Raw genomic sequence first — 13,268 nt, forward strand, 5'->3', positions numbered from 1 at the left:
TGTTTGGTGGAAAGGTAGCTGATCCGCTCATGGGTGTCTCCACCTCACGCCCCGACAAGGGCGTCGCATGCGTCACGGCCGACTTCCCACCCGTCAACGCCCTGCCCGTACAAGGCTGGTACGACCTGGCCGACGCCCTGCGCGCGGCCGGCCGCGACCCCGAGGTCCGCTGCGTGGTCCTCGCCGCCGAGGGGCGCGGCTTCAACGCGGGCGTCGACATCAAGGAGATGCAGCGCGACAGCGGACACACCGCGCTCCTCGGCGCCAACCGCGGCTGCGCCGAGGCCTTCGCCGCCGTCTACGAGTGCGAGGTGCCGGTGGTCGCCGCCGTGCACGGCTTCTGCCTGGGCGGCGGCATCGGCCTGGTCGGCAACGCCGACGCGATCGTCGCCTCCGAGGACGCCGTCTTCGGCCTGCCCGAGCTCGACCGGGGCGCGCTCGGCGCCGCCACCCACCTGGCGCGGCTCGTGCCGCAGCACCTGATGCGGGCCCTGTACTACACCTCGCGCACCGCGAGCGCCGCCGAACTGCACGCCCACGGCTCGGTCTGGAAGGTGGTGCCGGCCGCCGCGCTGCGCGCCGCGGCGCTGGAGCTGGCGGCCGAGATCGCCCGGAAGGACGGCGAGCTGATCCGCCTGGCCAAGGCCGCCATCAACGGCATCGACCCGGTGGACGTGCGCCGCAGCTACCGCTTCGAGCAGGGGTTCACCTTCGAGGCCAACCTCAGCGGGGTGGCCGACCGGATCCGCGACACCTTCGGGAAGGAGACGCGCGCATGACCGACAAGACCATGACGCCCGAGGAGGTCGTCGGGCGGCTGCGCAGCGGGATGACCCTCGGCATCGGCGGCTGGGGGTCCCGGCGCAAGCCCATGGCCCTGGTCCGGGCGCTGCTGCGGTCCGGGGTCACCGACCTCACCGTGGTCTCCTGCGGCGGCCCCGACGTCGGCCTGCTGGCGGCCGCGGGCCGGATCCGCCGGCTCGTCGCGCCCTTCGTCACCCTCGACTCGATCCCGCTGGAGCCGCACTACCGCGCGGCCCGCGAGCGCGGCGCGTTCGCCCTCACCGAGTACGACGAGGCCATGTTCATGTGGGGTCTGCACGCCGCCGCCAACCGGCTGCCGTTCCTGCCCGTGCGCTCCGCCCTCGGCTCCGACGTGATGCGGGTCAACCCCGGGCTGCGCACGGTGACCTCCCCGTACGCCGACGGCGAGGAGTTCGTGGCCGTGCCGGCCCTGCGCATGGACGCCGCCCTGGTCCACCTGAACCGGGCCGACCGGCTGGGCAACGGCCAGTACCTGGGCCCGGACCCGTACTTCGACGACCTGTTCTGCGAGGCCGCCGACACCGCGTACGTCTCCTGCGAGCAGATCGTCGGCACCGCCGAACTGGCCAAGGCGGGCCCCCCGCAGTCCCTGCTGGTCAGCCGGCACAGCGTCACCGGTGTCGTCGAGACCCCCAACGGCGCCCACTTCACCTCCTGCGCGCCCGACCACGAGCGCGACGAGGCCTTCCAGAAGCTCTACGCGACCACGCCCTGGACCGAGTTCGCCGAGCGCTTCCTGTCCGGGAAGAGCGAGCGGGACTACCAGCGCGCCGTCCGTACCTGGCACGAGGAGCAGCAGTGACCACCGACACCGCGCCGGCGCCCGCCACCCGGGCCGAGTACTGTGTGATCGCCTGCGCCGAGGCCTGGCGGGGCGACGGGGAGGTGCTGGCCGGCGCGATGGGGCCGATCCCCACCTTCGGGGCCCGCCTGGCGAAGCGGACCTTCTCCCCCGACCTGCTGCTCACGGACGGCGAGGCGATGCTCGTCGGGCCGGACGGCACGGTCGAGGGCTGGCTGCCGTACCGGCGGCATCTGGCGATGGTCACGGGCGGCCGGCGGCACGTGATGATGGGGGCGAGCCAGATCGACCGGTTCGGGAACCAGAACATCTCCTGCATCGGCGACTGGGAGCGGCCGTCCCGCCAGCTTCTCGGGGTGCGCGGGGCGCCGGTCAACACCTTGAACAATCCGGTGAGTTACTGGATCCCCCGGCATTCGCCCCGGGTGTTCGTCGAGCGCGTCGACATGGTGTGCGGGGTCGGCCACGACCGTGCCGCCGAGGCCGGGGTGACCCGCTTCCACGGGCTGCGCCGGGTGGTCAGCGACCTCGGGGTCTTCGACTTCGGGGGGCCCGGCCGGTCGATGCGGCTGGTCTCGGTGCACCCGGGGGTCACGGTCGCGGAGGTCCGGGCGGCGACGGGCTTCGACCCGGTGGCCGACGGCGGCCCGGAGGGGGTGCCGTTCACCCGGGAGCCGTCCGCGCGGGAGCTGCGGCTGATCCGTGAGGTGATCGACCCCCGGGGGCTGCGCGACCGCGAAGTGCGGGGCTGAGCGGTGGAGACGGCGTTCACCAGGCTGGTCGGGGTGGAGCACCCCATCGTGCAGACGGGGATGGGCTGGGTGGCCGGTCCCCGGCTGGTGTCGGCCGCGGCCAACGCGGGCGCCCTGGGGATCCTGGCGTCGGCGACGATGACGCTGGAGCAGCTGCGGTCCGCGGTGCACGAGGTCAGGTCGCGGGTCCCGGAGGGGACGCCCTTCGGGGTGAACCTGCGGGCGGACGCGGGGGACGCGACCGAGCGGGCCCGGCTGATCATCGACGAGGGGGTGCGGGTCGCCTCGTTCGCGCTGGCCCCGTCGCGGGAGCTGATCGGGACGCTGAAGGACGCGGGCGTGGTCGTCGTCCCGTCGGTCGGGGCGCGCCGGCACGCCGAGAAGGTCGCGGCCTGGGGCGCGGACGCGGTGATCGTGCAGGGTGGTGAGGGCGGTGGGCACACCGGGGACGTGGCCACCACGGTGCTGCTGCCGCAGGTCGTGGACGCCGTGGACGTGCCGGTGGTCGCGGCGGGCGGCTTCGGTGACGGGCGCGGGCTGGTCGCGGCGCTGGCGTACGGGGCGGCGGGCATCGCGATGGGCACGCGGTTCCTGCTCACCTCGGACTCCACCGTGCCGGATGCGGTGAAGGCCGAGTACCTGAAGGCCGGTGTCCGGGACGTCGTCGTCACCACGGCCGTCGACGGGCTGCCGCACCGCATGCTCCGCTCGGAGCTGGTCGACTCCCTGGAGCGGTCGGGCCGCGCCCGGGCGCTGGTCAGGGCGGTCCGGCACGCGGCGGGTTTCCGGCGTCTGTCCGGGACGAGCTGGCGGCGGATGGTCCGCGACGGCCTGGCGATGAAGCACGGCAAGGACCTGTCCTGGAGCCAGGTCCTGCTGGCGGCGAACACCCCCATGCTCCTCAAGGCGTCCATGGTCGAGGGCCGTACGGACCTCGGCGTCATGGCTTCGGGGCAGGTCGCGGGAGTGATCGACGACCTCCCGTCCTGTGCGGAGCTCGTCTCCCGCGTCATGTCCGAGGCGCACACCGTGCTGGACCGACTGCACCAGTCGGGCGGACCGCACGCGCTCCACACCCTGCCACCACCAGGGTGACGTCCTTCTCCTTCGGGGAGTTGCCTCCATGAGCCGTGCAAGACTCCGTCCGGCGGTCGCCTCGGCCGCCGCCGCCCTCGTCCTCGCCGCCCTGCCCGCTTCCGCGCACGCGGCGCCCGGGCCCGGTGCCGGTCTCCGTCCGGGCCACCAGCAGCAGGCGGAAACGATCCGTCAGATCGTCCTCCAGGGCGCCGTCAACGTCCGCGACCTCGGCGGGTACCGCACCTGGACCGGCGGGCAGGTCCGCCAGGGGCTCGTCTACCGTTCCGACGCACTGGGCAAGCTGACCGACGCGGACGTCACCGCCCTCTCCGGTCTGCGCCTCACGAAGGTCGTCGACTTCCGCATCCCGATGGAGGTCCAGTACGACGGCGCCGACCGGCTGCCCGCGGGACTCGCGCCGACCGCGCGCCCGGTCAGCGACCTGGGGCTCTACGCGACCCTGGTCGGCGCGATCGGCAGCGGCGACCCGGTCGTCCAGGAGCAGATGCTGGGCGGCGGCCGCGCCGAGGCCTACATGCGCGACATCTACCGCACGTTCGTCACCTCGCCCGAGAACCGGGCGCAGTTCGCGACGACGCTGCGGGAGATCGCGGACGGCCGGCAGGGCCCGGTCCTGTACCACTGCACGTCCGGCAAGGACCGTACCGGCTGGCTGAGTTACGTCCTGCTGCGGGCGCTGGCGGTGCCCGAGGAGACGGCCGGGAGCGACTACCTGGCGTCCAACACCTTCCGTGCCGCGTACGACGCCCGGGTGCGGGCGGGCCTGAAGCAGTCGGGCCGGATGCAGAACCCGGACCTTCTGATCCCGCTCCAGGAGGTCCGCCGGGACTACCTGGACGCGGCGACCGCGCGGATCGAGGCCGACTACGGCGGCTTCCACGGCTATCTGACGCGGGGGCTCGGCCTGGACCTGCGCACGCTCGCGAAGCTGCAGGACAAGCTGGTCCGGTGACGGCCGCGGCCGTGCCGGGCGGCGCGGAATGCGCCGTCCGGCACGGCCGTCGGGTCCGTGTCGTCGCCCGCGGACGGGCGGGTGTGCCGGTGTTCCGGTGGTCCGGTCAGACCGCCCGGCGGCGGCCCTGGCCGCCCGCGCCGACCCGGCTGCGCGCCGAGGCCGCGGCGGCACCGCCGCCGGAGGAGGTGGCGGAGCCGGAGCCGCGGCGGCGCTCGCCCGTCCCGGCGGAGCCGCCCTGACCACCCTGGCCGCGACGGGCCTGGCCGGCGCCGGCGGCCGCCGGGGCCTGCCCGGAGGAGCCGGATCCGGAGCGGCGTCCGCGGGTGCCGCCCGCCGGGGCCGCGCCCGTGCCCGAGCCGGAGCGCTGCCCGCCGGAACGGCGGCGCCCGCCGGAGCCGGCGGCGGAGCCGCTGCGCGGCTTCGGCGCGGGCTGCTGGGGGACCTCCAGGACGACCGGGACGCCCGAGGGCTCCTTGGCGCCGGTGAGGCGGGCCAGCTCCTCGTCGGAGGACTTGATCTGCGCGGTGCGCGGGGAGATCCCGGCGTCGGCCATGAGGCGGGTCATGTCCCGCTTCTGGTCGGGCAGCACCAGCGTGACCACGCTGCCGGACTCGCCGGCCCGGGCGGTGCGGCCGCCGCGGTGCAGGTAGTCCTTGTGGTCGGTGGGCGGGTCGACGTTGACGACGAGGTCGAGGTCGTCGATGTGGATGCCGCGCGCCGCGACGTTGGTCGCGATCAGCGCGGTGACCTCGCCGGTCTTGAACCAGTCCAGGGTGCGGTTGCGCTGCGGCTGGGAGCGGCCGCCGTGCAGGCCGGAGGCGCGCACGCCTTCGGCCAGGAGCTTCTTGACCATGCGGTCCACGCCGCGCTTGGTGTCCACGAACATGATCACGCGACCGTCGCGGGCCGCTATGCGCGTGGCCACGGCCTTCTTGTCGGTCTCGTCCATCACATAGAGCACGTGGTGCTCCATGGTGGTGACGGCGCCGGCCGACGGGTCGACGGAGTGCCCGACCGGGTCGGTGAGGAACATCTTGACGAGCTTGTCGATGTTCTTGTCGAGGGTCGCGGAGAAGAGCAGGCGCTGGCCGTCCGGCTCGACCTGCTTGAGCAGGGCGGTGACCTGCGGCATGAAGCCCATGTCGGTCATCTGGTCGGCCTCGTCGAGGACGGTGATCGAGACCTGGGAGAGGTCCGCGTCACCGCGGTCGATGAGGTCCTTCAGCCGGCCGGGGGTGGCGACGAGCACCTCGGCGCCGCGGCGCAGGGCCCCGGACTGCCGGTTGATGGACATGCCGCCGACGACGGTGGCGATGCGCAGGTTGACGGCCGTGGCGTACGGGCTCAGGGAGTCGGTGACCTGCTGGGCGAGCTCGCGCGTCGGTACGAGGACCAGCGCGAGCGGCGCCTTGGGCTGGGCGCGGCGGCCGGTGGTGCGGGCCAGCAGGGCCAGGCCGAAGGCGAGCGTCTTGCCGGAGCCGGTGCGTCCGCGGCCGAGCAGGTCGCGGCCTGCGAGGGAGTTCGGCAGGGTCGCGGCCTGGATGGGGAAGGGCTCGGTGACGCCCTGGGCGGCGAGGGTCTTCAGCAGCGCCTCGGGCATGTCCATGTCCTCGAACGCCTCGACCGGCGGCAGCGCCGGGACGGTCGGCTCGGGCATGGTGAATTCCTGCGGCCGGGGTGCGGGCGGGGCGGACTTCTGGCGTCCCGCGCCAGCCTTCGGACGCCCCTGGGCCGCTCCTCGTCCCCGGGCGGGGCGGCGGCTGGGTCGTGCGGAGCTGGAGCTGGTCATGCGTGAAGGCCCTCCTGGAACCGGCGGGTGGAACGAAGCAGGTGGAACGAAGCAGGTGGAACAAAGGTCGAACTGCATGCAGACAAGCCGGGGCCCGCACCTCGCGGTGCGGACCCCGGCATGCTGAAGAACTTAGGCGGGGATGATGTTCTCCGCCTGGGGGCCCTTCTGGCCCTGCGTCACGTCGAAGGACACGCGCTGGCCCTCGGTGAGCTCACGGAAGCCGGAGGTGGCGATGTTCGAGTAGTGGGCGAAGACGTCCGGGCCGCCACCGTCCTGCTCGATGAAGCCGAAGCCCTTTTCCGAGTTGAACCACTTCACGGTGCCAAGTGCCATTTTGAATCTCCTGAATAGGCGGCGAGGGCCCCATCCGGAGATTCCGGCAAAAACAATAAAAGCGCCTGACGTCTTACGTCAGGCGCACATAAAGTTCATGGGTACCACAACTGCAACGGCCCCAAAGCTAGCACACCTCGCGCCGGGTCGTCTCGACAAGGCACTGGTGACCGGGGCCCGGGCCTGCTTGGATCATGGAATGACAGCGATCCGAGAGCCCTGGGGGCTCAGCGTGCTCGGTGCGGGCAGCGTGTCCGCCGAACCCCGCCTCGCCCGGGTCGACCTGGCCGTCGACCTCATCGCCCCGACGCCGAAGGCGGCCTTCGCCGAGGCCGGTGCGGCGGTGACCCGGCTGCGGGCCGTCCTGCGCGACCACGAGATACCGGACGCCGACGTGTCGGGCTCCCGGCTGCAGCTCACCTCTCAGTACAAGGGCCACGGAGCGGACCGGACGTTCCACGGCTACGGCTGCGTGGCCACGTACACCGTGCGGACGACCGAGCTCGGGGGCCTGGACCTGCTCATCGAGGAGGCCGTGTCGGCGGGCGCGAACCGCGTGGACGCGGTGCGCTTCGAGGCCGAGGACAAGCCGGCGATGCGGGACGAGGCCCGGCGCCGGGCGGTGGCGGCCGCCCGGCGCAAGGCCGAGGTGTACGCGGAGGCGTGCGGGGTGAAGCTCGGCCCGGTGATCCACGTCGAGGACGTCGACCCGGAGTCGATGAGCGGCCACGGCGGGCGCCCGGACGGCGACCCCGAGGCGGACGGCACCCTCTCCCCCGGCTCGGTGCGCGTGGACGCGGCCGTCCTGCTGGGCTTCGGCCTGCTCCCCGCCTGAGCCGCGCCCGCCCGGCCCGGACGCCCGGCCGCCCCGGAGGCTCCGGCCGGAGGGCTCCGGTCAGAGGCGCTCGATGATCGTGACGTTGGCCTGGCCGCCACCCTCGCACATGGTCTGCAGGCCGTAGCGGCCGCCGGTGCGTTCCAGCTCGTGCAGGAGCGTGGTCATCAGCCGGGCCCCGGTGGCGCCCAGCGGGTGGCCGAGGGCGATGGCCCCGCCGTTGACGTTGACCCGGTCCGGGTCGGCCCCGGTCTCCTTCAGCCAGGCGAGGACGACCGGGGCGAAGGCCTCGTTGATCTCCACCAGGTCGATGTCGGCGAGCGTCATGCCGGCCTTCTTCAGGGCGTGGGCCGTCGCCGGGATGGGCGCGGACAGCATCCTGATCGGGTCCTCGCCGCGTACGGAGAGGTGGTGGACGCGGGCGCGGGGGCGCAGGCCGTGCTCGCGGACGGCCCGCTCGGAGGCGATGAGCAGGGCCGCGGCGCCGTCGGAGACCTGGGAGGACACCGCCGCGGTGATGGTGCCGCCCGCGACGACCGGTTTCAGGCCGGCCATCTTCTCCGCGCTGGTGCCGCGGCGGGGGCCCTCGTCCACGCCCACGTGGCCGTAGGGCACGGTCTCGCGCTCGAAGCGGCCCTCGTCGACGGCGCGCAGGGCACGGCGGTGGGAGCGCAGGGCGAACTCCTCCATGTCGCGGCGGGATATCCCCCACTTCTCGGCGATCAGCTCCGCTCCGTGGAACTGGTTGACGGGGGCGTCGCCGTACCGGGCCCGCCACCCGGCCGATCCGGCGTAGGGGCCCTCGGTGAGGCCGAGCGGCTCGGCGGCCTGCCGCGAGGCGAAGGCGATCGGGACCATCGACATGTTCTGGGTGCCGCCGGCGACCACCAGGTCCTGGGTGCCGGACAGGACGCCCTGCGCGGCGAAGTGCACGGCCTGCTGCGAGGAGCCGCACTGCCGGTCGACGGTCACCCCGGGCACCTCCTCGGGCAGGCCGGCCGCCAGCCATGCCGTGCGGGCGATGTCACCGGCCTGCGGGCCCACGGTGTCGAGGCAGCCGAAGACGACGTCGTCGACGGCGGCCGGGTCGATCCCGGACCGTTCGACGAGGGCCGTGAGGACGTGTGCGCCGAGGTCGGCCGGGTGGGCGGCGGCCAGGCCGCCGCCGCGCCGCCCCACGGGGGTGCGTACCGCTTCGACGATGTAGGCCTCGGGCATGGGGGTCCTCCGGTCGGTCAGGGGCGTAGGGCGATCCCGTCCAGGACCATCGACAGGTACTGGCGGGCGATCTCCTCGGGGCTGTGCAGGCCGCCCGGCCGGTACCAGGACGCCGCGACCCACACCGTGTCGCGCACGAAGCGGTAGGTGAGCCGGATGTCGAGGTCGGCCCGGAAGGCCTCGGCCGCGACCCCGCGTTCCAGGGTCCCGAGCCAGGCCTTCTCGAACTTCCGCTGCGAGTCGGACAGGTAGTGGAAGCGGGGCTGGGCGGAGAGGGTGCGGGCCTCCTTCTGGTAGATCGCGACGGCGGCGCGGTGCCGGTCGATCTCGCGGAAGGACTCGGTGACGAGGGCCTCGATGGTCTCCCGGGGGCCGAGACCGGCGGCGAGGACGGCGTCGTAGCCGTCCCAGAGCTCGGTCAGGAAGACGGAGAGGATCTCGTCGAGCATCGATTCCTTGGAATCGAAGTGGTAGTAGAGGCTTCCGGCGAGCATCCCGGCGGCGTCGGCGATCTTACGGACGGTGGTGGCGTTGTAGCCCTGGGCGGCGAACACCTCGGCGGCGGTGTCGAGGAGTTCACGGCGCCGCTCGGGCGAGGGCGTCGCCTGCGGCTTCTTCTTGGCTGTCGGCGCGGGGGCCGGCTTGTTCGTGGGCACGCGTCCATTCTCCGTCCGGGGGAACGGCGGCCAGTGCTGTGGCCGGGAAGGTTTGCCGGGTCGCGGTGTCCGGTGCGGTGCATCGCAAGGCGGAGGGCCGCGGCTCGTACCGGATGTACTCGCGTGGTCCGACAACGCGGCGAGGTGCCGTGCCGGGCGCCGCGACACGGTGGGCCTTCGCGGTCACAGCGCTAGGCGCGCTGGCTGCTGACGGAGACGGTCTCGCCGGTCATGTACGAGGCGTAGCCGCTGGCGAGGAAGACGATGACGTTGGCGACCTCCCAGGGCTCGGCGTACCGGCCGAAGGCCTCACGGGCGGTGAGGTCGGCGAGGAGTTCCTCGCTGGTGACCTTCACCAGGTGCGGGTGCATGGCCAGGCTGGGGGCGACGGCGTTGACGCGTACGCCGAACTCCGCGGCCTCCAGGGCGGCGCAGCGGGTGAGGGCCATGACCCCGGCCTTGGCGGCGGCGTAGTGGGCCTGGCCGGTCTGGGCGCGCCAGCCGACGACGGAGGCGTTGTTGACGACGACGCCTCCGGCGCCGGAGTCCCGGAAGGAGCGCAGGGCGGCGCGGGTGCAGCGGAAGGTGCCGTTCAGGGTGACGTCCAGGACGCGGGACCACTGTGCGTCGGTCATGTCGGCGAGGGCGGCGGTGCCGCCGAGTCCGGCGTTGTTGACGACGATGTCGAGGCGGCCGTGGGTCTGTTCGGCGTGTGCGAAGAGTGCCTGGACCTGGTCCTCGTCGGTGACGTCGCAGGGCAGTGAGGAGATCCGGGCGGCCCCGAACTCGGCGGCCAGCGCCTGCTCGGTCTCCTTGAGCCGGCGGACGTGGGCGTCGCCGATGACGACGCGGGCGCCTTCTTCCAGGAAGCGGCGGGCGGTGGCGCCGCCGATGCCTGCCCCGGCCGCCGCGGTGACGACGGCGGTGCGGTCGTGCAGCAGGTGGTGGCCGGGGGTGTACCGGGGCTCGTTCACGAGGGTTCCTCGACGCTGCTCATGGCCGTACGTTAACCTACCAAACACTTGTTAGGGAAGCGTGCGGCGGCGGTCCCGGACGGGCGCCGCGAGGGAGGCGGGCACCTGATGGACCTCACCCACACGGCGGAGACGCGGGCCTTCCGGGCCGAGGCGCGGGCCTGGCTGGCGGACCACGTGCCCGCCCGCCCGCTGCCCTCACTGGAGACCCGGGAGGGCTTCGCCGCGCACCGCGCGTGGGAGGCCCGGCTGCACGCGGACCGCTGGGCGGTGGTGTCCTGGCCCGAGGAGTACGGCGGCCGCGGCGCCGACCTCGTACGGTGGCTGGTCTTCGAGGAGGAGTACTGGGCGGCGGGCGCGCCCGGGCGGGTCTCGCAGAACGGCATCAGCCTGCTCGCGCCGACGCTCTTCGAACACGCGACGGCGCGGCAGCGGGCCCGCGTGCTGCCGTCGATGGCGAGCGGCGAGGTGGTCTGGGCGCAGGCCTGGTCGGAGCCGGAGGCGGGCTCGGACCTGGCCTCGCTGACCTCGCGGGCGGTCCGCACCGAGGGCGGCTGGCTGCTGTCCGGGCAGAAGACCTGGTCCTCGCGGGCGGCCTTCGCGGACCGGGCCTTCGGGATCTTCCGCAGCGACCCGGACGCCCCGAAACCGCACCACGGGCTGACGTACCTGATGTTCGACCTGCGGGCGCCGGGGGTGACGGTGCGGCCCATCGGCCGCCTCGACGGCAAGCCGGCCTTCGCGGAGATCTTCCTGGACGAGGTGTTCGTGCCGGACGAGGACGTGATCGGGGAGCCGGGGCAGGGCTGGCGGATCGCCATGTCGACGACCGGCAACGAGCGGGGGCTGACCCTGCGCTCCCCCGGCCGCTTCCTGGCCGCGGCGGACCGGCTGGCCCGCCTGTGGCAGGCGCAGGGCGACCCGTCCGACACCGCGCTGGCCGGCCGGGTGGCCGACGCCGTCGTGGGGGCGCGGGCCTACGAGCTGTTCACCTGGGCCGGGGCCGCCCGGTTCGCGGCGGGCGGGTCCGCCGGAGCGGAGTCCAGCCTGAACAAGGTGTTCTGGTCGGAGTACGACATCGCCCTGCACGAGACGGCGCTGGACCTGCTGGGAGCCGACGCCGAGCACGCGGACGGCGCCTGGGCCGAGCCGTGGCTCTTCTCCCTGGCCGGCCCGATCTACGCGGGCACGAACGAGATCCAGCGCGACATCATCGCCGAGCGGCTGCTCGGCCTCCCGAAGGGCCGCCGCTGATGCGCTTCCTGCCGACCGACGAGCAGAGCGACTTCGCCCGCACGCTGCGCTCCCTGCTCGCCGCGGCCGGGGTCCCGGCGGCCGTACGGGCCTGGGCGGACGGGGAGCACGGGCCGGGCGGCGCGCTGCGCTGCCGGCTGGCGGCGACGGGCCTGTTCGCCCTGGCCGCGGACGAGCGGTACGAGGGGGCCGGCCCGCTCCCGCTGGAGCTGGCGCTCGGCTTCGTGGAGCTGGGCCGGGCCGGGGCGCCGGGGCCGCTGGTGGAGAGCGCCGCCGCGGCCGTACTGCTGTCGGAGCTGGGGGACGACACCCTGGCCAAGCGCTTCCTGCCGGGCCTGGTGTCCGGCGAGGCCTGGGCGGCGCTGACCCTGCCCGGGGGGAGTCCGTACGCCCTGGACGCGGACGCGGCGGCCCACCGCCTCACCGTGTCGGGGGACGGCGAGCTGCGGCTGGCGGACGGCTGCGCCGGGGGGCCGGTCCGGTCCACCGACCCGGCCCGGCGGCTGTTCCGGCTCCCGGCGGAGGGCGGCGAGGTCCTGGCGGCGGGGCCGGCCGTGCTCCGGGCGGCGGCGGTGGCGGGTCTGTGGGCCCGGCTGCTGACGGCGGCCCAGTGCCTGGGCGTCGCCGAGACGCTGCTCGACCGGACGGTCGAACACGCCCGCAGCCGCACCCAGTTCGGGATGCCGGTCGGAGCCTTCCAGGCGGTCAAGCACCGGCTGGCGGACACCCTCCTCGGCATCGAGTTCGCCCGCCCGCTGCTGTGGGCGGCCGGGCTGTCCCCGGGCGCGGGCGAGGTCGCGGCGGCGAAGCTGCGCTGCGGGGAGGCGGCGTACCGGGCGGCCGGGACGGCGCTCCAGCTGCACGGCGCGATCGGCTACACCGAGGAGCTGGACCTGTCGCTGTGGCTGCGCAAGGCCCGCCCGCTGCGGGACGCCTGGGGCACGCCGGCGGACTGCCGGGCGGAGGTCCTGCGCTCCCTCACACCCGCACGACGCGGAGGGTGACGACGTAGCTCTCCTCCACCGTGCCGTCGGGGAAGAGCGGGGCCAGCAGCTCGCGTTCGGTGGCGAAGTACGCGCGGGAGGCCTCCTCGCCGAGCATCAGGAAGGCGGAGTGGCTGGCGAGGTTGGCGAGGTGCTCGTCGAGCGGGATGCGCCGGGACCAGCGCACGGAGCGGGTGGCGCACTCGCCCAGGCCCAGGGGCGGGGTGCGGAAGGAGCCGTCCCCCTCGCCGAAGCGGTCGCGCATCCGCCGGTCCTGCTCGGCGATCCACGGGACGGAGGCGTCCGGGTCGTTCCACCAGACGGCGAGCGACCCGCCCGGGCGCAGCACGCGGCGGGCCTCGGGGACGGAGCGCTCCGGGTCGGTCCAGTGCCAGGCCTGGGCGTAGGTGAGCAGGTCGAACGCTCCGGACGGCAGCGGCAGTCGGTCCCCGTCCCCGCGCACGATCGGGATCTCCGGGTGACTGCGGCGGAACTCGGCGGCCATGCCGTCCCCGGGCTCGACCGCCAGGACCTCGGCACCGCGGTCGCGCAGCAGGGCGGTGGCGATGCCCGTGCCGGCGCCGACGTCGGCCACCCGGGCTCCGGCGAGGGGGCGCCCGGCGAGCTCCTGGAGGGTGTCGAACAGGGCGGGGGGATAGCCGGGCCGGTGCTTGCCGTACAAAGCTGCCGCGGCGTCGAAGGAACGGGCACGTGTCGTCATGCGTCCATTGTTTTCGATCACACGCACGAACACACGCGCGTAGCAACAAGCAACAAGCAACAAGCAACAA

Annotated in this window: 14 protein-coding genes; 8 read left to right on the plus strand and 6 right to left on the minus strand. The window is 74.0% G+C overall.

Annotated features, from left to right (window positions below):
• Positions 1-29: 29 nt before the first annotated feature.
• From ACPU2J_RS09130 to ACPU2J_RS09150, 5 genes are read left to right on the plus strand one after another with little or no spacing between them, the layout of a single operon-like run.
• Positions 30-779, plus strand: coding sequence for an enoyl-CoA hydratase family protein (locus ACPU2J_RS09130; RefSeq protein WP_361591997.1), 750 nt, complete (start codon positions 30-32; stop codon positions 777-779).
• Entirely contained in the window at positions 776-1,627 is an 852-nt protein-coding gene (locus tag ACPU2J_RS09135; protein ID WP_420081109.1) for a CoA transferase subunit A, read from the plus strand. Before ACPU2J_RS09130 ends, ACPU2J_RS09135 begins: the two co-directional genes overlap by 4 nt.
• Positions 1,624-2,379 carry a CoA-transferase subunit beta gene (locus tag ACPU2J_RS09140; protein ID WP_361592001.1) on the plus strand — a complete coding sequence of 252 codons (756 nt, stop codon included), beginning with the start codon at positions 1,624-1,626 and terminating at the stop codon, positions 2,377-2,379. The genes ACPU2J_RS09135 and ACPU2J_RS09140 overlap by 4 nt, the downstream gene beginning before the upstream one ends.
• Before the next feature lie 3 nt (positions 2,380-2,382).
• Positions 2,383-3,474 carry an NAD(P)H-dependent flavin oxidoreductase gene (locus ACPU2J_RS09145; protein ID WP_420081108.1) on the plus strand — a complete coding sequence of 364 codons (1,092 nt, stop codon included), beginning with the start codon at positions 2,383-2,385 and terminating at the stop codon, positions 3,472-3,474.
• A gap of 28 nt (positions 3,475-3,502) precedes the next feature.
• Positions 3,503-4,429: a tyrosine-protein phosphatase gene (locus ACPU2J_RS09150; protein ID WP_423833058.1), complete on the plus strand. Its 927-nt coding sequence runs from the start codon at positions 3,503-3,505 to the stop codon at positions 4,427-4,429.
• A gap of 106 nt (positions 4,430-4,535) precedes the next feature.
• Here ACPU2J_RS09150 and ACPU2J_RS09155 read toward each other — a convergent pair whose 3' ends face one another.
• Positions 4,536-6,221 carry a DEAD/DEAH box helicase gene (locus tag ACPU2J_RS09155; protein ID WP_423833059.1) on the minus strand — a complete coding sequence of 562 codons (1,686 nt, stop codon included), beginning with the start codon at positions 6,219-6,221 and terminating at the stop codon, positions 4,536-4,538.
• A 132-nt stretch (positions 6,222-6,353) separates the two neighbouring features.
• Positions 6,354-6,557 carry a cold-shock protein gene (locus ACPU2J_RS09160; RefSeq protein WP_079425878.1) on the minus strand — a complete coding sequence of 68 codons (204 nt, stop codon included), beginning with the start codon at positions 6,555-6,557 and terminating at the stop codon, positions 6,354-6,356.
• A gap of 199 nt (positions 6,558-6,756) precedes the next feature.
• Here ACPU2J_RS09160 and ACPU2J_RS09165 point away from each other — a divergent pair, with 199 nt between their 5' ends.
• Positions 6,757-7,392 carry an SIMPL domain-containing protein gene (locus ACPU2J_RS09165; RefSeq protein WP_423833060.1) on the plus strand — a complete coding sequence of 212 codons (636 nt, stop codon included), beginning with the start codon at positions 6,757-6,759 and terminating at the stop codon, positions 7,390-7,392.
• A 60-nt stretch (positions 7,393-7,452) separates the two neighbouring features.
• On the opposite strand, the gene ACPU2J_RS09170 is transcribed toward ACPU2J_RS09165, so the two are convergent.
• The 3 genes from ACPU2J_RS09170 to ACPU2J_RS09180 form a co-directional block, all read right to left on the minus strand.
• On the minus strand, positions 7,453-8,610 hold the full coding sequence (locus ACPU2J_RS09170; RefSeq protein WP_423833061.1) for an acetyl-CoA C-acetyltransferase: 1,158 nt from the start codon (positions 8,608-8,610) through the stop codon (positions 7,453-7,455).
• Between the two features lie 17 nt (positions 8,611-8,627).
• Positions 8,628-9,266 carry a TetR/AcrR family transcriptional regulator gene (locus ACPU2J_RS09175; RefSeq protein ID WP_420081103.1) on the minus strand — a complete coding sequence of 213 codons (639 nt, stop codon included), beginning with the start codon at positions 9,264-9,266 and terminating at the stop codon, positions 8,628-8,630.
• Positions 9,267-9,457: 191 nt separating this feature from the next.
• On the minus strand, positions 9,458-10,240 hold the full coding sequence (locus ACPU2J_RS09180; RefSeq protein ID WP_420081102.1) for an SDR family oxidoreductase: 783 nt from the start codon (positions 10,238-10,240) through the stop codon (positions 9,458-9,460).
• Positions 10,241-10,348: 108 nt separating this feature from the next.
• On the opposite strand from ACPU2J_RS09180, the gene ACPU2J_RS09185 reads away from it, so the two are divergent.
• Entirely contained in the window at positions 10,349-11,494 is a 1,146-nt protein-coding gene (locus tag ACPU2J_RS09185) for an acyl-CoA dehydrogenase family protein (protein ID WP_361592012.1), read from the plus strand.
• Entirely contained in the window at positions 11,494-12,498 is a 1,005-nt protein-coding gene (locus tag ACPU2J_RS09190; protein WP_420081100.1) for an acyl-CoA dehydrogenase family protein, read from the plus strand. Before ACPU2J_RS09185 ends, ACPU2J_RS09190 begins: the two co-directional genes overlap by 1 nt.
• Here the strand turns inward: ACPU2J_RS09190 and ACPU2J_RS09195 are convergent.
• Positions 12,473-13,198 (minus strand): class I SAM-dependent methyltransferase, encoded by a 726-nt coding sequence (locus ACPU2J_RS09195; RefSeq protein ID WP_420081099.1) that lies wholly within the window; start codon positions 13,196-13,198, stop codon positions 12,473-12,475. The two genes, ACPU2J_RS09190 and ACPU2J_RS09195, sit on opposite strands and share 26 nt — an antisense overlap.
• Positions 13,199-13,268 lie beyond the last annotated feature (70 nt).

This window comes from Streptomyces manipurensis (assembly GCF_049570255.1).
GTDB lineage: Bacteria > Actinomycetota > Actinomycetes > Streptomycetales > Streptomycetaceae > Streptomyces > Streptomyces manipurensis.